The sequence below is a fragment of the Ignavibacteriota bacterium genome (assembly GCA_016716225.1).
Lineage (GTDB): Bacteria > Bacteroidota > Ignavibacteria > Ignavibacteriales > Melioribacteraceae.
Map to the genome: position 1 here is coordinate 2,102,518 of JADJWT010000001.1, position 17,853 is coordinate 2,120,370.

Genomic DNA, 17,853 nt, shown 5'->3' on the forward strand with positions numbered 1-17,853 from the left:
TGGAAAAAAACAAGTTAAGGTTTTATTTTAAATTAAATCAATTATAAAAAATTATATTTTAATTTTAAAAGTTTTTTTTTATTTTAATAAAAGATAATAATATCAAATTATAATTTTAAGGGAATTAGAGCTATGATTAGATTTATGATATTTACAATTTCTTATTTTCTTTCCGTAAATACTTTTTTCTCACAGAACCTATTTAATAATCAATGTGATTCAAGTGAAATTTTAGGAAAAAGATATATAGTAGGAGGAGGAATAGGAATAAAATATTTATTTCCCAATTCTCAAAATAAAACCATAGATAATAACACATCACTTTCAAGTTTATTTGAATTCGGTTTTCTTCTGGGGGAATCCCGTAAAAATGTTGTAGGCGTTGAGTTAAAGACTTATTCTTATAAACATAGAATAAAAGGTGAATATAAGCCCGCATTATATTATATAACTATATTTTATAGACACCCATATCAGCTTTTAAATAATTTTTACTTATCGCCTGAAATAGGAGTTACAGTTTTTTCAAATAATCTCTATATGTTACTATCAACACCTCTTTCTTTACAGGTTGAATATAATTATAGAAATATTGGATTTTTTGTGAAAAATACAATTTTTATTAATCTAGATTATTTAGCATACTTCCCTTTAACAACAAATGTAGGAGTTAATATTAAACTATGAAGAAAAAACCCTTAATACTTTCTGTAGAAACTATTTTCTTTATTATTTTACTTTTTAACATATCTAATTTTGGACATTCTCAAAGAACCCACCAATATGCCGTAAGAGAGGCCTATAAATTACTAGAGAAGCATTATAGAGGTTCTGTCCCTGATATAAAAAATAATTTAGGAAACACGCAAACTGGAAATTTTAATGGACATTTTCCACTTGATAATGGTACTCCCTGGACGGATGGAAAAATTGTGGCAGGTGCATTTCGTGAGGACGAAGAAGATGTTATTTATCACATCGGTGAATCTATTGGAGATGTTTCTAGATACGCATGGGCTTCAGTATCTCACTTTTGGAATGCCGATGATGGACCAAATGCTCTTACAAACCTTTCTTTTCTTGCTGGGTCCGATCCTAAGCCGAATGCCTATCAAAAAATAATGACTTATGCAACAAGTGGAAATGGAATATATATAATGGTATTATGTCGTTTGCCGGGGAAAGTGTGGGGTACTGCAAATTTATATATAAAATATAACTCTCTACCTGATTTATATAAAAATCGTAATTTATACATAACCAGAGCTGAATATTTGGGACAAGGTTCTACGAACTATAATCCAGCCTTAAAATTGGAAAACAGCTATTTTAGCAATGGAGTGCTTCAAGATTTAATAAATATAATTAGTTGGGAAGTCTTGGGACGCATGACACATCTAATTGCTGATATGTCAGTCCCAGCCCATGTTCATAATGATGACCATGCTGGAGGAGATGGTTATGAAGATTATATGGGACATGGTGTAGACGATCCTTTGCCCTCTGCTACAACTTACTGGGACGCGAATAGGGTGTTTAATGCTTTTGGGAATATTATGAACCCTTATGTAAGTTATGAGGGTCCACTTTATCACCTTATGTATACAGTAAATCAACTTGCTGATCATTTTGCTAGCAATGATGCTAACGGAGATGATACCTTTGATCATAATAATAATGAACTGGAGCAATATTATCCTTACGGTATTGGTCCTACAACAAAAGCACAAGTCAATCAGGGATCAACCACAAATTATAATAATATTAGGAATGCAACATTTCCTCATTCAATAAGAGCAATAGCAGGTTTATTCCATTGGTTTGTTACAGAGTCCAATTTACAAATAATAACACCAAGTTATGTTATCAATCCCACGGTAAGAAACGTAGGAACCGTCTACGGTGGATACGCTCAAATCCCAGGGTCATTTAGTATATACAATAATGGACAAATACCAATTCAAATAAAGGTTAAGACAACCAATCCTCTATATGATCTTGATATTTCTACTACACCTAAAGACTATGAGAAAACAATTTCCCTTGCTCCGTGGCAAACACATACTATTAATTATCACGCAGTTGCACCTTTATATGCTGGCTCTTTTACGGAAGTGATTACTATTGATGCAATAGACTATAACATACATAAAACACATACTATTATTGGAACTGTACCTATTCCAGATTTTTGCTTTGCAGAGACCAATAGAATGATGCTCTCTCCTGAGGAACAATTGTTTGACGAAGCATTTTTGGATTCTTTTTATGAGCTTGATACACTAGATGCTATGGAAAAAGTAAAACTTAAACCGAAAGACAAGATGAAATTTGCTTATGAAATGTTTGAGCTCCCTGAGACTGAGTTGGTAAGCAATGTTTGTATGCAAAGCATTAAAACCTATCCCAATACAGAAATGGATATGGCTTTTTATGCATTAAATGTATTATGGGAATCAGCGCTGGAAGAGCCTTCTTCCAAAGATTATGATATTAAAGATTTTATAAAATATCTTAAGAAACTTGCGAAGGAAAAGAAAAAATATCGTGTTTATGGTTATGGAGAGTTAATTTTATCATTAATTGAAGAGGAAGAACGTTTAGAAAAATTAACTAATGTGTATAATAACTATTCTGATCAACCGTTGGCGGAAATATCATTGTTTTATCAGTTCATTTATTATTTTATTCAAAAAGATGATATAGCAACAGCCAAATCACTGATCAATCAAATGGATAAGGAATTTAAATATTCCAAATATACCTATCAAGCTCATATGATTTTAGAGGATGTAGGATTCACTTTAGAAGGCTTAAAAGATTTAATTGATAAAAATGATGAACTCTATTACGAAAAACCATCATTAGCAAAGAAAAATATTAAAAATCTATTAGAAAAAGAAAATATAGTTCCCAACGAATATTTGTTATCTCAAAATTATCCAAATCCATTTAATCCAATAACTTCAATTAGCTATTCAATTCCCGACAATTTACAAGTAAGTTTAAAAGTTTATAATTCCATGGGACAACTTGTTAAAACATTGGTGTCAAGAGATAAACTTGCTGGAACATATAATATTGTTTGGGATTCAACAAATGAATCTGGGAATATTGTTTCTAGTGGAACTTATATTTATGTGTTGACAACACCCAATAAGGTATTATCAAATAAAATGATTTTATTGAAATAAAATGATTTTATTGAAATAAAATGTATTTGATAAATTTAATGGGGCTATTTATAGCCCCTCTTATACTCTTTTATAACAGTATTTTATCTAGTACGATTGATGATACACAATTATTAATTCTCAATAACAAAAAAATTATTATTCAAGCCGCAGAGGCTTTTGATATTAATCCAACCTATCTAGCCTCAATTATTTATACAGAAAGAAGCTTAAACTATGATTGGACAGACGATGTTTTTGACAAAGCATTGGCTCTGGTTGGCAAAAATAGTTCAATAGGCTTTTGTCAAGTTAAACTCAAAACAGCATACTTTATTGAACGTCAATTAGCAGATTCTAATAGTATTTTCTATCCTGGAAATAAATATAAAAATATCCTCAAGGTTAATAATAATCCCTATAAAATAATTGAATATTTACAAGTTGATTCACTAAATATATATTACGCAGCAGCATACTTAAGAATTATACAAAGTTTTTGGTCAATGTCGGGGTTTTCTATCGATAATAAACCAGAAATTATTGGTTCATTATACCAACTTGGTTTATTTAGAGAAAATGGTGAGCCCAGGGAACCACATTTTAATCCCCAAGAGAATAATTTTGGAAAGACGGTGTTGGCTTCTTTATATTTATTTTCTGATTTCAGTCGGAACGGTCAAAATTTTATTTTTAAGTAATAAAAAAATCTATGTCTTAGAAATTTTCCATAAAACTAAAGATTTACGGAATAATAAGAGTGGTATAGAGTTAAATTTCTATATCCACACAAAAAATTATTTTTTCTTTTTTGATGATTCCAAAACAGTTGTTTTTGGATGGCTTTTTGCGTAACCTTTAGTAACATATTTGCCACTTATAGCACTTCGTGCTTTTGATCCTGAATTTCCTTTCGATTTTGACACTATATACCTCGAAAGAATTTATTAATTAGTCCTTTAAGTGAAAAATGCGATTTGTTTTTAACCCAAATTATTTTACTATTTTTTACAAAGAAATGACTTTTACAACCTTTATTTCGCCATATTGAAGGGGAGACAGATATTCTATCATTAAAAAATTTTACTTTCCAATGAGGTTTATCAAACTCAACCAAGCTTAGTTTAATTAGTTCATTACAACCGCAAGGACATTTCATTTCTAGGAAATCAAAATTTGATTCATATCCAATTAAACAAATTGTATTCTTACTAACATTTTCCTGAAAATCATCACAAATATTATAACTATATTTTTTTTTAAATAATTTAATAAACCATTTTTTAATCTTTATCATTTGGTTTCTCCATTTTAGAAAAAACAGGCATATCTAGTAGAGGATACATATCACCCCTGCCCACATATTTGTTAAAAATGTTAATCTGATTAAAAGATGTTTCATCATTATAAACTAAACTCCAATCACAAAAATTAAAGCTTGTCGAAGCATAATTACTATTCTCCTCATACCTATATTGGTGAATCCTTGCAAGAAAATCATTTATAGCTAAAGCTGAGATTTGGTTATTTATTGAAATTACAGCAGGTTTTTCAACATCAATGCCTTTAATATATTTTTCTTTGATTTGCTTTTGATATTCTTTAGGATCTGTTCTAAATAGATCTGCACTATATAAACCATTTAATGTATAAACATTACGACTTTGTAAAGTTGATTTTCCAGGTTGTAGATAATGAACAGTTCCTACAATATTTTCAATACCACCATTCCCATCAGAAACTAATTTTACACCTAAATCAAAAAAAGGTAATAAGTAAAAATTAGAAATCCTATTAAGTAGGTGCCTTCCATCAATTGAATCCATGCAACCAAACAATATATCAGAATTAGCAACTTCATTTACAACATTGTAATTGTATAAATTGGAATGAAAAGCTTTTACCTTTGTTCCTGTTTTCATATTTTTGATGGCTTTTTCAAAAACAAAAACTTTTGGTGTTGAAGCAACAACATCATTATAAAATGAATTAACTATCCTATTTAAATTTCTTAATTCAATAATATCTGGATCAACTAAGATTAATTCTCCTACACCTAATCTAGCTAATTGTTCAATAATAAAACTTCCAGTTCCTGAACAACCAATAACTGCAATTTTTAATTTCTTTAGTTTACTAAAAGTCCCTTCACCAAAGGCTTGTCGATGGCTTAAAGCAAAATCATCATCGTTTTCAGAATATTTTTCTTCAGAGGATAATAATTCAATATTATTACCTATTTTATTTATTTTGCTAATATTAAGAAATTGTCCATTTTGTAGTACTATTCGACCGATTATTTTACCATCAGAAAACATTATAAGACTACCATGTTTATTATCAGAATCTAACCAATTATAGATTTGCGGAAAAAGTTTTTTATCAGACTCATCATCTATTTCTGAAAAATTAGAATATATTTTATCATGGTTATGGATTTTAAAAACAGATAATTTTTTCTTTTCGGCTTCTTCTAAAATAGGTTTTAAAAAATCGGTTGACCATTTAACTTTTACATTAGTTCTCAAAAGATATTCTTCAAAAGGAATGGAAAAAATTTTATGTACAAAAAATTTTTCAGTATCAGAATAACTATGGCAACCACAAAGAATTATAGAAACAGCTTCTTTATTATCACCAGAAAATAGGTGTTTTTTAATATTATCGTGTTGAGAATCTGTGAGATTAAATGCAATATTCACTTTATATTATCCCTTTTTTAATTCATTTTTAAGCCATTCGTTTACTAGTAACAAGTGAGTTGAAATATCATCAATTCCAGGTCGCCAAGGATTATTTCCAGTTCGGTGGCGTGACCATCTCTGCCATACTTTACCATCAAAAGAATCAATTGCAATTGCTTTTATTTCAACATTATCATTTCTTGAAAGGGGAGGATTCAAATATACCATATCAATTTGTGAATCGGGATAACTTGCCTCGATTCGTAAATTCAAATCAACCTTTTCGACATTATAACCAACGGGAATAGGATAGTCATAAAAAACTATCCTTTTTAAATTATTTTCAATTACAGTTTCCCAATTAAGTTGTAGCAAAGAAAGATTTTCTAAATCTGATTCTGGCAAGTCAAACATGCGCCGAAGACTCCCCCGGCCTTCAGTTTGATCTAAGGGCAAGGTGACAAATCTTTCCACTCCGGGAAAAGTGAAATCTACTTCTTCATCAAGGGTGATTCTCTTGGTAAAACCACCATGCAATTTCTGGTAAAGTGCATGTTGTTCTATTGGAGTTTTATTAGCTAATTCTAACAGCTCTCTACCCGACATGTGGTCTATAGAAACGGTGTAAAGAGTTTTATCAATTCGTATACGGTATTTTTTCCCTTTCGGAATAGGTCTGTTTGATTTTGAATATTCTTCAATATCAATAATTTCTTCTTCTCTTATTTGATCCCCAGACATTATATGTCTCCTTTTTAGGTGTTATACAAATGTTGCACAAAAGATACAATAAAAAATATTGTATTGCAAGTAATACTTTTGTATTTTGTATAATACAAACAAATAAAATGGAGGCAAAGTATGAGTTCTCAATTAGATACTGAGAAACTCGCAACCATGTTAAAAACAAAAAGGGGGACATTAGGGCTCAGAGGTTTAGCTTATGAAATTGGGGGAGTAAGTGCTTCAACTCTGTCAAGAATTGAACAAGGTAAGCTTCCCGATATTGATACTTTCCTAAAAGTATGTGAATGGTTGGAAGTATCACCAGATTTTTTTAGTAAAAATAAAAAGGGAGATTATAACACAAAAGAAAAAGTAGTTGCACATCTTCGAGCTGATAAAAATTTATCACAAGAAACAGCAGAAGCAATAATACATATGATTAAAATGGCTTATAACACTAAAGTAGGATATTAATGAAAGGAAATACATTAAGAAGAGGTTTTAAAGCTTGGGCGGATGATAAAGCTATAGAATATAGGAAGAAATTAAATCTATATTATTATGATCCCTTACCTGCAAAAAAATTGGCGACTCTTTTTGATGTATTATTAATAACTCCAGATAAATTATTACATGACAATCCAAAATATTTATCAATTCTAAGCCAGAACGGATCATCAGAGTGGTCAGCAATAACTGTAAGAAACCAAGAAAACAAATATGTTGTGGTCCATAACCAAAAACATTCAAAGTCAAGACAAGAAAGTAATATAATGCATGAACTTGCTCATATTATTTGTAATCATGAACCAGAAGAATTTGAAGCAAGAGAAAACTTCCCTTTTCAATTTTTAAGAAATTACAATACGAATCAGGAAGAAGAAGCAAAATGGCTAGGTGCTTGTTTGCAGTTACCAAGAAAAGCTTTAGAGTGGTCATTTAAACAAGGTATGAATGAAACAGATATTGTTGATTTCTATAATGCTAGTAGTAGTATGGTTAAATTTAGAATAAACACAACAGGAATTAAATATCAATTTTCTAGGTATAAAAATAAACTGAAAAAATTATCCTAGATATTTCCCAAATAATTTTAAAGCGTGGACACAAAAAATTGTTCCACGCTTTATGAGAAAATTTCTATTTAACAAATATTAACTTAGCAGATTTTTCAAAATGTTGATTGTTTTTTAGAGTAGTTGCTTCAAATCTATAAATATAAATACCACTTGCTACTCTTGCACCATTACTATTCGTACCATCCCACATAATCTTATACTTACCGACATATTGAATATCTGATGTCAATGTTTTGACCAATTCGCCCATAATATCATATATAATTAATTTTACATTTGCATCTTGAGGTAGTGAATATTCAATTGTTGTAGTTGGATTAAATGGGTTGGGGTAAGCCCCATTTAAGATTATTTCATTTTCATCGCTTTTTATTAAAACATCTTTTTTTTCTAAACCTTCATATATGTTTAAAGTTTGAGTTTTGTTACCAATATACGCTATTTCATAAATAGAATTTATCGTATTTAATACGGCTACCGATGATGTTTTTGTTATAAGCTCTTTAAAAATAGTATTTGCATTGTTAATATCGTCATACTTAAAAATTAAATCATTAGCATAATTTATTCTTAATTTGACCTGCCCCCGATAAATGTACCAATGATTAAGTCAGATCTATACTCTTACCTTCCGTATGCATTACTTCTGCTTCTCGCAATTTATTTATGATTTGTTCTGTTGTAAATTTGACCTTTCCCATATTTTTTCTCCTTTTGATCCTAATATACAAACTGGATCACTTTTTGGGGGGCATGTCAATTGGGGGCAACATAAACTGTTCTCCAACTCATGGATAATAAATCTCTCTAACAAATAATAAACGATTCTATAACTAAATTATTTTGGATTTGCTATTCTGTAATTCAATATTTATTAATTAACGAAACAAATTTATAATTCTACCACATTATTACTTGAATAAAGTTAAAATTTAGAATAATCTTAGTGGAAAGAGTGATGGAAAACAAACTAGTATTGATGGAAAGAGATACCCTCTATACTCTAATCAAACAAGCTTTGAATGAAGTTTTAATAGAAAACCAAAAAATAAAAACTAAAAAAGAACTTATGAATTTTAAGGAAACATGTGAATTCTTAGGAATTCATCCATCCACATTAAACAAATGGAAAGCAAACAATAAAATCCCTTATAAAAGGCTAGGTAAAAGAATATTCTTTCAGAGAGAAGAAATACTTAAATCACTTAAAGAATCTAATTACTATAAACTAAAAAAGATTTACAGTCAATATAATTGACATAATAATTTTCATATCTCACTTCACGAACATCAAATTATCCTTAATTTTATAACAATAAAAAATATTGCTAACCAAATTTTTTTTTCAAAAATTAAAATTATTTTAAAAATTTTTTTTCTATCATTGATTTTTTATAGTTATTGTAAGTTGTTGCAAACAAAAAAAATCATGGTTCATTTGAATATTATGTGAATTAAAACTCAGCTTATGAACAAATTAAGATAATTGTATAATTAAATACGAAAGGAAAAAACATAAAAATTTTGTAAAATCGTGTGTAGTAATTGTGTAGATAAAAAATAAGCCCTTATAAAATAAGGGCTTTAGTAGCGGGACTAGGACTTGAACCTAGAACCTTCGGGTTATGAGCATGGTTAATAGGTTTATTTATACGCATTTAACCCAGGTAGTGCGTCATTTAGTGCTAATTTGATAGTTAAGTGTTTAGGAGATTATATATGTATCTGTCTAAACACAAAAGCGGTATTTATTATATCTATTATACTACGGAAGAAGGGAATAGGTCCAAAGTTTCAACCAAAACTAAAAACAAAAAAGAAGCTAATAAAGTTTTCAAATCTTTTAATATCAATACAGTAAAAAAGAGCAAGATTGTTACAAATATCAAATTAAAAGAACTCACCTGGAAATTTCTTATTCATTCGGAAAATCTTCATACTTGGAAAACTACACTTCAGTATAAAACGACCTTCAATTTTCTTATTAGATTTTTGGGAGATATTAGTGTCAGCAAAATTAAAACTTTTCAAATTGAAGAATTTATTCAATATAGAATTCGAAAAATATCATTGCATGCTGGAAGGAAAGACTTAATTAATATTAAAGCTGCTTTTAATTGGGGGACAAAGATGGAAATTATTGAAAATAACCCAGCAAAAAATTTAAAAAGGATAAAACCTCCTGAAAAATTGCCTTTATTCTTTTCGAAAGAAGAATATTCCAAACTTATTGACTTAATTGATAATCCAATAATTAAGTCTATTGTTGTAATTGCTGTTAATACTGGAATGAGGCAGATGGAAATACTTTCACTAAGATGGAATCAAGTAAGTCTAATGGAAAATTTAATTATACTAAATAACCAAAACCATATTACAAAAGGGAAAAAAATAAGAACAATTCCAATAAATAATAATTGTGTTAAAATATTTGAAGAGATGCAAAAAATGAAGAATGGAGATCAAGTTTTCCATATTGATGGTAAGCAAATAAAACAAGATTATATTGTAAAAAATTTTAAAAGGTATTTAAAGAAATGTAATATTAATGATAAACTGAATTTTCATTCTCTACGACATACTTTTGCCAGTTGGCTGGTTCAAAGTGGAGTAAGTATATATCAAGTATCAAAGTTATTAGGTCATGCTGATATTAAAACAACTGAGATTTATGCACACTTGAGAGCGGAGGATTTAAGAGCATCTGTTAATGTATTGAGTGATAGTCTGTAGATACTCATATTTTAGTTAAATGTTCTAATTCACGAGAGGATTTTAGAAGAAACTATTATTAGCAATGGTTTTCTATATCTCCACTTAGTTTGATAGAAATTCACCTCTTAATTCTGACATTTTATTGGTTCTGAATCAAATCTAAAGGATATACCTTTGCTAATTGAAACGAGTAACCATCTGTCAATTAAGTAAGCTTTTAATTCATTCAGATTTAAGAGCAACATAAATTTATACTCATTAAAGAAGTGAAGATTTGAGAGAATCCGTTGAAATGTTAAAATAAACTTAAGAGTGAATTATTGAGGAATTGCTCTTAACCATTTTGAGATTTTCAAAATAAAATTGTGTTAATAGAATTACTAGTATGAGTAATTACTAATTCATACTAATTTTTATTAAATTCCTATTATTAAAATTTATATAATTTGTCGAATATGAGAAATCTACATTTCCCAATTTTTGTAATTCACTTCAACTTATTTAATCATAAATTTTTAAGGACCCGAAATGAAAAATTTTATTGAATTTATACCAAATAAGGTCAAGAGTATTTATGTACTTTGGATATTATTAAATATTTTCTTTTGGTTTTATGGCGGATTGGGTGGTTTGAAATACCATAGGGAGTTTTTCCCTTATTATCATTGGCATTGGGTTAGTTTAAGGGAGTATGATTTGTCAGAATTATTAGTATATACAATAGTTCCAATTGTATTGTATTTTGCATACTATCTTTTTAAAAAAGACAATTTACTTAAATAGTATAATTAAAATTACTCTACTAAATACAATTTGATGTTCTTAAAATTACTATAAAATTTTTACTTGATGATTCATTAATCTAATCTTCAAAAACTTTGATAAACTTGAGATTGATAATTTTATATGCTTAAAGCAAGTTATTTAATACTAAGTAACTTAATGTAAATATTTAATAAATCACAAATTGAGTTGGAAAATGAAAATCATTGTTTTAATAGCTATCTCTTTGCTTTGGGGATGCAGTGAAAATATCGAACATGTAAAAATCCGATATAATAATGGTAACCTCTTTTGTGTTGGTAAATACTGGATTTCTCATTCATTTTATTCTTTTAAAAGGCATAAAATAGGAGAATGGAAATTTTATAATATTGACAATAGTTTGCATTCACAACAAAATTTTGATGATGATGGAAAATTAATTCAGTTAAAAACTTATTCTGAAGATAATAAACTTCTAAAAAGTTTTATAAAAAAAGAAGGTATCTCATTTACCACTAATTATTACACAACAGGCGAAATAAAAGAGGAAATTATTGAAACAATAGAAGTTGCGGGAAATGAGGAAGATAATTGGCAATATAAAAATTCTGAGTATAAAAAGTATTATAAAAATGGAATTCAGAAAGAGAATTGTACTTATGAAGATGGTGTAATTCAAGGTATATATAAAATCTGGGATGAAAATGGAAATCTCATGGCAGAGATTAAATATATGGATGGAATGGTTGTGCCAAATGATGAAGATAAAGGAACCATTTTAAAACTTTGGTAACTCAACACAACATTTTCTTTATTCACCCATGAACCAATAAATAGTATCAAAATTACTTTGTTTTTATTGGATTGTACCCTTGAGTTAGACTTTTCTATTGAAAAATTTGAAGATTATAATGCAATTAACAAAGAAATTTTTAAAAAATTAATAGCAAAAATATATGAAGTAAATACTTACTAGAAATAATCACAAATAAAAAACTACCCCCCCCCCCACTTGATTTATCTTTTCACTAAATATTTATGAATAATGTTAATAGCCGTTTGACTAACGCTATTAACAAAAATATCAGAGGTGAAAGGTGATCACATTTAGAAAAACATCTTATTTGACCTATCCAAATAAATCTGTTCCATATATCAGACTAAGCGGTAAATGGTTAGAGAAGTTAGGATTTAAAATTGGTTCTAGTTTTAAGATTGTCAAACTTGAAGATAAACTATTACTGATACCTTCCGAATCAACAAATCTGAATAATTAAATAAACTTGAGTTAACTCATATAATTGGTACAAGAGCGAAAAGAACCGCTTAGAGCATTGGTTAAGTAACTTTTGTACCAAAATAATTAATCACAAAATAAAAGGAGGTTGTATGAATCCATACACAGAAATTGAAGTTACTCCACTTTATTCCAAAGATGGCATGATATCAAACGGAAAATCTGTTAGAATCAAAAATGATAAAGAATGGAATGAAATCGGAATAGTTTCACCAAATTATTTATTGGTACACAATAAAAAAGTTAAAGATGTTGTTGACCAATTAGCACGCTACTCACCATATAAAATATGGAAACCTACAAAACAATTCTTTGACGGCAGAAGATTTATTTATTCGCTCGTTACTGATAATCTTACAGTTGAAATTACACCTGGAGATTTAATAAGATTTGGTTTAATTGGTTACAACAGTTATGATGGTAGCAGAGCTTTATCCGTTGGTATGTATGCCGAACATTTAGTTTGCAGTAATGGAATGACAAGTTCATTATTTTTTTCAAGATTCACATTTAAGCATAATCAAGGTAATTTCAATTGGAATGAACAAATTGAATCTGCATTTAAAACTATTCTTCCTCACTCAGAAAATAAACTAATTGAATTTGCAAATTCTTTAAGAAAACTGAAATCAAAAAGTCTTGATACCAATTCCTTAAAGCAAATCAGAAAAGAATATTTAACAGACTTAAATATTTCTTCTTGGGGAAAAGTTGTTGATCAGTTTTTATTAAATGAACAGCACAATGCATTTGGTTTATTGGATGCCTGTACAAATATATTCTGGCATAATAAGAAACAAAATTATTCAGACTATAATAATAATTCCTATGTAACAGATTCAATGCTTAAGTATGCCAATACTTTTTTGAATTAGGTTAGTAGCGTTTCTTAATAAAAAATAAATGGAGGTTAAAATGTGTATGTCTTCAAAAGGTTATGGACAAAAATAGTATTTATTTAATAGACAGTTTAACTCATTCTGTTATGTTAAAAATAATTAATTAGTGAATAAGTTTGATTTTTTTCTTTGCCTTAAAGTCCTCCATTTTATTTCTTTTCTTTTTGCTTCAATGTCAATATTTCTACCAAAATAAACATCAGCTGGTGTAACATTATTTAATGCTTCATGGTAACGATGGTTATTATAATTGTCAATAAACCTTCCAATCTCAGCTCTTAAATGATCCGGGAAATAATAATTATCAAGCTTTACTTCATTCTTCATAGATCTGTGGAACCTTTCTATTTTTCCTTGAGTCATTGGATGATATGGTGCTCCTCTTGTATGAGTTATCCCATTGTTCTCAAGATATTCTTGTAATTCTCCAGCTAGATAACACGGCCCATTATCAGATAATAATCTTGGTTTGTGTCTGACTGATACTTTCGATATTTCTGTTTTTTCTACTGCCATATCAAGCAGTTCTTTAACATCTTTTGCTGCCATAGTTGTAAATAATTCCCATGTGATTATATATCTTGAATAATCGTCCAATATACTTCCCAAGTAATACCAACCCCAGCCGATTACCTTAAAATATGTGAAATCTGTTTGCCACAATTCATTTACTCTTCTTGTCGGATGAATAAACTTATCCCTGGCACTCATTACAATATACGCCGGTGATGGTATTAAATCATACTCCTTCAATATTCTATAAACACTTGATTCTGATATATAATACCCATATTTATCAGTTATATACCATGCTAACTGTCTTGGTGATTCTTTCGGTCTTTCCAAAGCTATGGCTGCAACTTTTTCTCGTTCTTCTTTGGGTATCTTGTTCCATACCTTCTTTGGATTACTTTTCTGATTTGAGAGCCCTTCAAATCCATTCTCCTCATACTTACGGTACCACTGATAGAATGTGCTTCTGTTGACTTCCAACTCTGACAATGTCTTTCTAACACTTAAATCTGAGTTCTCTACCAGCTTTATTATTTCCATTTTCTCTGCTTGTGTATATCTCATCAGTCGTCCGATTCTGCTTCCATACCAACTAAACTTTTTTTAAGTATTCTATTCCTCAAACTAAGTTCTGCTACCAAGTATTTTAACTGTGAGTTCTCCTCCTTCAATTCACTTACTTCACTACTGGTTGCTTCTCTCTGTGTATCTCCTTGTAATCTTTTCTTCCCCGATTCTAAAAACTCTTTGCTCCATTTATAATACATATTTGGATTTATTCCTTCTTTCCTGCAAAGTGAGGCTATGCTTTCTTCTCCTCTTAATCCTTCCAGTACTATTCTGATCTTTTCTTCACTGCTATACTTTTTTCTAGTTCTTCTTTTTATCTCTCTTACTATGCTTTCTACTTCTACTTTCTTTTCCATGGTTTTAATCCCTTCTCTTATCTTCGAATATCCTAAAACCATCTCTTAATTTCAATACCTTTTTGGTCCTCTACGTGCTGAAGGTTTACAGAGAAAATTAAAATGACACTTACAACAGAAAGCAGATTAAAGCAAAATTTATATGGAAAAGGAGTTTATATAAATTTAGTTAAAATTATTGATGCAGAAGATATTTCAAATACACAGCCATTTTTCCTTAATAGTCCAATTGATATTGGTGTAAAATTAACATTAAATATTGGTCGAGAAGATTTCTTTCCGGAATTATCAATATTTGGTCAATTTGAAAGAGATACAAATACAAATGAAATTATTGGCTGGGGTAATTCGTTTTGCACTCAAGAATTATTTTATAAGCTTGGTTTCCGAGGTCATTTGAAAGATAATAATGAAATTCCAAATGAAGCTATTGAATTATTAAAAGGTAAGAAATTTTACAAGTTAGCCTATGTATCCGGAATTAAAGATGATGGAAATCTAAAATATTCTAATTGGAATTTAATTGCTGCTGAAGAAGAAGATCCTAAAACTCTTGCAGATAGATTTCATAAAAGTGTTAATAGTGGTTACCCCAGAAATTACCGTCCTGAGTTAGTCGATATTTTTGAAGATTCAATTGCTGAAGAAGTAAATCAAATGATTTATTAAATTATAATCCCCTAATTTTTTAGGGGATTTTTTTGTTATTGGCGGTTTGAAAATTTATTAAGTGATTTGTTCTTATAATTCTTATAACAAATCCATTAAATAAATTTAAAGTTATTAAATGCACGTATATTAATTTATTGCTCAAATTATAATTTAATAATAATGGGAGGCGTCAAGCCTCCCGATAAATAAAAAGAAGTTTGTAATTTCTAATCCATATACTCAAACCGCTATTAACTCAATAATCAAAAATTTAATTTTGTTAGTAGCGGTTATAAAAAATATGAATATTTCAATTTATACTTGAGTATTATAATTGAATCTAGTTTATTGAATATATTAATGAATCTATATTATTATGATTCTATATTATGTTAGTCAACTTTGTATAGATATGAATACTCACATTTGACGTCAGCCTATGCCATAAATGCTATGAGGATAGGAACCTCTTTCTGAATGTTGCCAAATATGATTTAATACATAATAAATACTTGTTTTACTTTCTCCTCGATTAACAACTTCTATAAGTTTGAGATTTTTTAATTCATTAATATATCTGCTAATTGTTTTTTTTGAAACTTGCAATTCAAATGCGAGTTTCTTTTGTGAAGGAAAACAAAACTCATTCTTACCAATAAACATAAGAATCCTACCGTATAGTAATTTTGCTCCCGATGAAACTTCTTTTTGCCTTAATAACCAGATTGGAACATTAATACAAATCCATTTTTTATAAGGTTGTATTCTACTATTATCATATTCCATTTGATATAATTCCATTTCATACTCCTTTTAATTTTCAATTTTCTTTTATTTTTTTTCTAACTCAACATCACTGTTTGAGAATAACTTAGCTCAGTAATGTTTTCCTTAGGCGATTGATTAATATCTATATTTTTAAGGTTGAGATAAGCATTTTTATTGCCAATTCCTTTACGATTTGGATTCGTCCCCATTCTAAATGGATATAGTGGACAATCTGTAATGTGACATTTTTTTACTCTCACTAATTCATAAGCAGAACACTCAAGACAATTTTCAAAAATATCTTTAAGATTTAATCTTCCAAACGGAATTGACATTCTTGGATTTTCATTTTTTGCTTTTGCTAAAGTTCCACAAACATCTTGACGGATATATTCTTCTACGGCTTCAGTTGGAGAAAGTACTTTATTTTTCATTTTTTCCTCCAATTGATTTAAAAGATTGAAAGTTATCAATGTGTAAATAGTTTAGCGGATTAATGCAGTCTTCAACATTACCATTCCAACGCCAAAATGATCTGCTAATTGAATAAATTCTTCTTTTTGTTTGAATTAGAATTTTATCATAATCCAAAGATTGATCAGTTAATAAAATATGAGGGATACCAAAGGACTCAAAAGTTTTAGAATATTTACGGTGATTTTTAGAAATGAAAATTGTTTTGCGAATAGGATCGAATGTGCAAAGTTCTTTTTTTTGCTTTTTAACAAAACAATAAATCTTAATTAAAGATTTGTCATTTGTTGATTTTTTAAAAAGATTTTCTTTATGTTGTATCAACATAATTAATCTCCTTTCGATTGATTATGGAATTAGCCGATAAGTAAGCAACCTGCGAAAGGGTTTTACTTGTTGGCTTTTTTTATATTTCTAATTTAATATGGGAGACAAACAAAGACGTCTCTAGGGTTTGTCTTTTATCGATTGGTTTTTGAATAATCGTGACGTTGAAGAATTCTTCTTATTGTTTTTATACTTGTTTGAGGAGTCGTTAATCTTTCTTTTTTTACTATTTCAAATATTTCTTCTAGCTTTTTCGAAGGAACTGTTTTATATTTTTCCAAATTCAATGTTTCTGCAAGTTCTATTACTCTGTAAGAAAGCTTTCCATGATTCGAATTTGATATTTTTTCATTATACGACAGTGGGATCAATTGATTTCTAGAATACCATTCAAGAAAATTATTTTTTAATTCGTAAAATTGTTTTAATAATAAGGGATGATCATTATTATTTGGATATTCTAACTTGTCTTTTTCAATGTAATTTATATACTCATTTATAAATTTTAATTTAAAATCGTTGTAGATTTTACATATAGTAATTTCCGATATGTTGCTGTTTTGTCTGAATGAATTTATTATGTGACTCTCTAATTCGCCCTCCAAGGTATCTAAATGATTGAGATTTCTATGCCCTTTATGATAAGTGAATCTTTTATTTTCAATTTTTAAATTTTGTTTATCAATTTCAAAGCGTAAATAAAGCACTTCAAAGTACTCTTCATACTGTGTCTCATAAAAATCATCAAATAAAATATATTCCATAAAAAATCCATTCACTCGTTTGCTTACCCATTGCTGTGGGCTCTGGTATTCCAGAACGAATGAACGGATTATTAAACTTTCTTTAGCAATGT

General features: G+C 28.8%; 20 protein-coding genes and 2 pseudogenes. 11 read left to right on the forward strand and 11 right to left on the reverse strand.

What is annotated here, in order from left to right:
- Positions 1-144 precede the first annotated feature (144 nt).
- The 3 genes from IPM32_09205 to IPM32_09215 are packed head-to-tail and all read left to right on the forward strand — an operon-like array spanning position 145 to position 3,874.
- On the forward strand, positions 145-687 hold the full coding sequence (locus tag IPM32_09205; protein ID MBK8945432.1) for a hypothetical protein: 543 nt from the start codon (positions 145-147) through the stop codon (positions 685-687).
- Complete coding sequence (locus IPM32_09210) at positions 684-3,194, forward strand: T9SS type A sorting domain-containing protein (protein ID MBK8945433.1); 2,511 nt, start codon at positions 684-686, stop codon at positions 3,192-3,194. The genes IPM32_09205 and IPM32_09210 overlap by 4 nt, the downstream gene beginning before the upstream one ends.
- 20 nt (positions 3,195-3,214) lie before the next feature.
- Positions 3,215-3,874, forward strand: coding sequence for a hypothetical protein (locus IPM32_09215; protein MBK8945434.1), 660 nt, complete (start codon positions 3,215-3,217; stop codon positions 3,872-3,874).
- 96 nt (positions 3,875-3,970) lie between these two features.
- Here the strand turns inward: IPM32_09215 and IPM32_09220 are convergent, their stop codons facing one another.
- The 5 genes and pseudogenes from IPM32_09220 to IPM32_09240 all read right to left on the reverse strand — a co-directional run bounded on the left by IPM32_09220 (position 3,971) and on the right by IPM32_09240 (position 6,598).
- Positions 3,971-4,099 carry a multidrug transporter gene (locus IPM32_09220; protein MBK8945435.1) on the reverse strand — a complete coding sequence of 43 codons (129 nt, stop codon included), beginning with the start codon at positions 4,097-4,099 and terminating at the stop codon, positions 3,971-3,973.
- Positions 4,099-4,470 carry a hypothetical protein gene (locus tag IPM32_09225; protein MBK8945436.1) on the reverse strand — a complete coding sequence of 124 codons (372 nt, stop codon included), beginning with the start codon at positions 4,468-4,470 and terminating at the stop codon, positions 4,099-4,101. Before IPM32_09225 ends, IPM32_09220 begins: the two co-directional genes overlap by 1 nt.
- On the reverse strand, positions 4,457-5,875 hold the full coding sequence (locus IPM32_09230) for a ThiF family adenylyltransferase (GenBank protein MBK8945437.1): 1,419 nt from the start codon (positions 5,873-5,875) through the stop codon (positions 4,457-4,459). Before IPM32_09230 ends, IPM32_09225 begins: the two co-directional genes overlap by 14 nt.
- A 6-nt stretch (positions 5,876-5,881) precedes the next feature.
- Positions 5,882-6,271, reverse strand: coding sequence for a hypothetical protein (locus IPM32_09235; GenBank protein ID MBK8945438.1), 390 nt, complete (start codon positions 6,269-6,271; stop codon positions 5,882-5,884).
- 9 nt (positions 6,272-6,280) lie between these two features.
- A pseudogene (locus IPM32_09240) lies at positions 6,281-6,598 on the reverse strand (multiubiquitin domain-containing protein).
- Positions 6,599-6,718: 120 nt separating this feature from the next.
- Between IPM32_09240 and IPM32_09245 the strand changes: the two are divergent.
- On the forward strand, positions 6,719-7,057 hold the full coding sequence (locus IPM32_09245; protein ID MBK8945439.1) for a helix-turn-helix transcriptional regulator: 339 nt from the start codon (positions 6,719-6,721) through the stop codon (positions 7,055-7,057).
- Entirely contained in the window at positions 7,057-7,659 is a 603-nt protein-coding gene (locus IPM32_09250; protein MBK8945440.1) for an ImmA/IrrE family metallo-endopeptidase, read from the forward strand. Before IPM32_09245 ends, IPM32_09250 begins: the two co-directional genes overlap by 1 nt.
- A 64-nt stretch (positions 7,660-7,723) precedes the next feature.
- Here IPM32_09250 and IPM32_09255 read toward each other — a convergent pair whose 3' ends face one another.
- On the reverse strand, positions 7,724-8,257 hold the full coding sequence (locus IPM32_09255; GenBank protein MBK8945441.1) for a T9SS type A sorting domain-containing protein: 534 nt from the start codon (positions 8,255-8,257) through the stop codon (positions 7,724-7,726).
- Between the two features lie 363 nt (positions 8,258-8,620).
- Here IPM32_09255 and IPM32_09260 point away from each other — a divergent pair, with 363 nt between their 5' ends.
- The 5 genes from IPM32_09260 to IPM32_09280 all read left to right on the forward strand — a co-directional run bounded on the left by IPM32_09260 (position 8,621) and on the right by IPM32_09280 (position 13,314).
- Entirely contained in the window at positions 8,621-8,920 is a 300-nt protein-coding gene (locus IPM32_09260; protein ID MBK8945442.1) for a helix-turn-helix domain-containing protein, read from the forward strand.
- Between the two features lie 872 nt (positions 8,921-9,792).
- Positions 9,793-10,395: a site-specific integrase gene (locus IPM32_09265; protein ID MBK8945443.1), complete on the forward strand. Its 603-nt coding sequence runs from the start codon at positions 9,793-9,795 to the stop codon at positions 10,393-10,395.
- 961 nt (positions 10,396-11,356) lie between these two features.
- Positions 11,357-11,935, forward strand: coding sequence for a hypothetical protein (locus IPM32_09270; protein ID MBK8945444.1), 579 nt, complete (start codon positions 11,357-11,359; stop codon positions 11,933-11,935).
- Positions 11,936-12,239: 304 nt separating this feature from the next.
- Positions 12,240-12,419 carry a type I addiction module toxin, SymE family gene (locus IPM32_09275; GenBank protein ID MBK8945445.1) on the forward strand — a complete coding sequence of 60 codons (180 nt, stop codon included), beginning with the start codon at positions 12,240-12,242 and terminating at the stop codon, positions 12,417-12,419.
- Positions 12,420-12,531: 112 nt separating this feature from the next.
- Complete coding sequence (locus IPM32_09280; protein ID MBK8945446.1) at positions 12,532-13,314, forward strand: DUF932 domain-containing protein; 783 nt, start codon at positions 12,532-12,534, stop codon at positions 13,312-13,314.
- 123 nt (positions 13,315-13,437) lie between these two features.
- Here the strand turns inward: IPM32_09280 and IPM32_09285 are convergent.
- Positions 13,438-14,777, reverse strand: a pseudogene (locus IPM32_09285) (IS3 family transposase).
- Positions 14,778-14,879: 102 nt separating this feature from the next.
- On the opposite strand from IPM32_09285, the gene IPM32_09290 reads away from it, so the two are divergent.
- Positions 14,880-15,446 carry a hypothetical protein gene (locus IPM32_09290; GenBank protein ID MBK8945447.1) on the forward strand — a complete coding sequence of 189 codons (567 nt, stop codon included), beginning with the start codon at positions 14,880-14,882 and terminating at the stop codon, positions 15,444-15,446.
- Between the two features lie 414 nt (positions 15,447-15,860).
- Here IPM32_09290 and IPM32_09295 read toward each other — a convergent pair whose 3' ends face one another.
- The 4 genes from IPM32_09295 to IPM32_09310 all read right to left on the reverse strand — a co-directional run bounded on the left by IPM32_09295 (position 15,861) and on the right by IPM32_09310 (position 17,761).
- Positions 15,861-16,229, reverse strand: coding sequence for a helix-turn-helix domain-containing protein (locus tag IPM32_09295; GenBank protein MBK8945448.1), 369 nt, complete (start codon positions 16,227-16,229; stop codon positions 15,861-15,863).
- A 41-nt stretch (positions 16,230-16,270) separates the two neighbouring features.
- Positions 16,271-16,630: a hypothetical protein gene (locus IPM32_09300; GenBank protein ID MBK8945449.1), complete on the reverse strand. Its 360-nt coding sequence runs from the start codon at positions 16,628-16,630 to the stop codon at positions 16,271-16,273.
- Positions 16,620-16,997, reverse strand: a complete 378-nt coding sequence (locus IPM32_09305; GenBank protein ID MBK8945450.1) for a hypothetical protein — start codon at positions 16,995-16,997, stop codon at positions 16,620-16,622. Before IPM32_09305 ends, IPM32_09300 begins: the two co-directional genes overlap by 11 nt.
- A gap of 134 nt (positions 16,998-17,131) precedes the next feature.
- Complete coding sequence (locus IPM32_09310; GenBank protein MBK8945451.1) at positions 17,132-17,761, reverse strand: hypothetical protein; 630 nt, start codon at positions 17,759-17,761, stop codon at positions 17,132-17,134.
- Between the last annotated feature and the right edge of the window lie 92 nt (positions 17,762-17,853).

Coding starts and splice junctions, on each gene's coding strand:
- IPM32_09205 (MBK8945432.1), top strand. CDS start 145: ATGATATTTACAATTTCTTATTTTCTTTCCGTAAATACTTTTTTCTCA.
- IPM32_09210 (MBK8945433.1), top strand. CDS start 684: ATGAAGAAAAAACCCTTAATACTTTCTGTAGAAACTATTTTCTTTATT.
- IPM32_09215 (MBK8945434.1), top strand. CDS start 3,215: ATGTATTTGATAAATTTAATGGGGCTATTTATAGCCCCTCTTATACTC.
- IPM32_09225 (MBK8945436.1), bottom strand. CDS start 4,470: ATGATAAAGATTAAAAAATGGTTTATTAAATTATTTAAAAAAAAATAT.
- IPM32_09235 (MBK8945438.1), bottom strand. CDS start 6,271: ATGTTTGACTTGCCAGAATCAGATTTAGAAAATCTTTCTTTGCTACAA.
- IPM32_09245 (MBK8945439.1), top strand. CDS start 6,719: ATGAGTTCTCAATTAGATACTGAGAAACTCGCAACCATGTTAAAAACA.
- IPM32_09250 (MBK8945440.1), top strand. CDS start 7,057: ATGAAAGGAAATACATTAAGAAGAGGTTTTAAAGCTTGGGCGGATGAT.
- IPM32_09260 (MBK8945442.1), top strand. CDS start 8,621: ATGGAAAACAAACTAGTATTGATGGAAAGAGATACCCTCTATACTCTA.
- IPM32_09265 (MBK8945443.1), top strand. CDS start 9,793: ATGGAAATTATTGAAAATAACCCAGCAAAAAATTTAAAAAGGATAAAA.
- IPM32_09270 (MBK8945444.1), top strand. CDS start 11,357: ATGAAAATCATTGTTTTAATAGCTATCTCTTTGCTTTGGGGATGCAGT.
- IPM32_09280 (MBK8945446.1), top strand. CDS start 12,532: ATGAATCCATACACAGAAATTGAAGTTACTCCACTTTATTCCAAAGAT.
- IPM32_09290 (MBK8945447.1), top strand. CDS start 14,880: ATGACACTTACAACAGAAAGCAGATTAAAGCAAAATTTATATGGAAAA.
- IPM32_09295 (MBK8945448.1), bottom strand. CDS start 16,229: ATGGAATTATATCAAATGGAATATGATAATAGTAGAATACAACCTTAT.
- IPM32_09300 (MBK8945449.1), bottom strand. CDS start 16,630: ATGAAAAATAAAGTACTTTCTCCAACTGAAGCCGTAGAAGAATATATC.
- IPM32_09305 (MBK8945450.1), bottom strand. CDS start 16,997: ATGTTGATACAACATAAAGAAAATCTTTTTAAAAAATCAACAAATGAC.
- IPM32_09310 (MBK8945451.1), bottom strand. CDS start 17,761: ATGGAATATATTTTATTTGATGATTTTTATGAGACACAGTATGAAGAG.